We start from the raw sequence: 296 nt of genomic DNA, 5'->3' as shown, positions 1-296 counted from the left end.
GCTCAGTACTTCCCGGCGGCGTCGTTCTCGTCGCCGACGGTCGCATTGACGATGGGGCCCTTGACGTCCTCACGCTGTCTCCCCATGGCATTGTCGGATGGATCGCCGTCCTCAACCACTTTGTCACCCGACATCGGCACGGCCATCGCCTCGTGCGCCACGCGACGTCGCGAACAGCCCTCGTCATGTCTGGTTCCGGCCCGATCCTGGCGGAAGTTGATGGAGACCCCATCGGCACAGTGACGACAATGAGGACCCGTGTAGCCCCAGGGGCCCTGCTCGTACGAGCCTGACAG

1 protein-coding gene is annotated in these 296 nt (G+C 64.5%); it reads right to left on the bottom strand.

Features of this window, described 5'->3' with window-relative positions; translation table 11 throughout:
* Positions 1 to 2 precede the first annotated feature (2 nt).
* Positions 3 to 296 (bottom strand): hypothetical protein (locus tag AMS65_RS20775; protein ID WP_206541944.1); only part of this gene is annotated, 294 nt, incomplete at its 5' end.

The sequence above is a fragment of the Leucobacter celer subsp. astrifaciens genome (genome assembly GCF_001273835.1).
Taxonomy (GTDB): Bacteria; Actinomycetota; Actinomycetes; order Actinomycetales; family Microbacteriaceae; genus Leucobacter; species Leucobacter celer.
The sequence above is the reverse complement of the archived record's forward strand: the minus strand, read 5'-3'. Positions and strand labels throughout refer to the sequence as shown.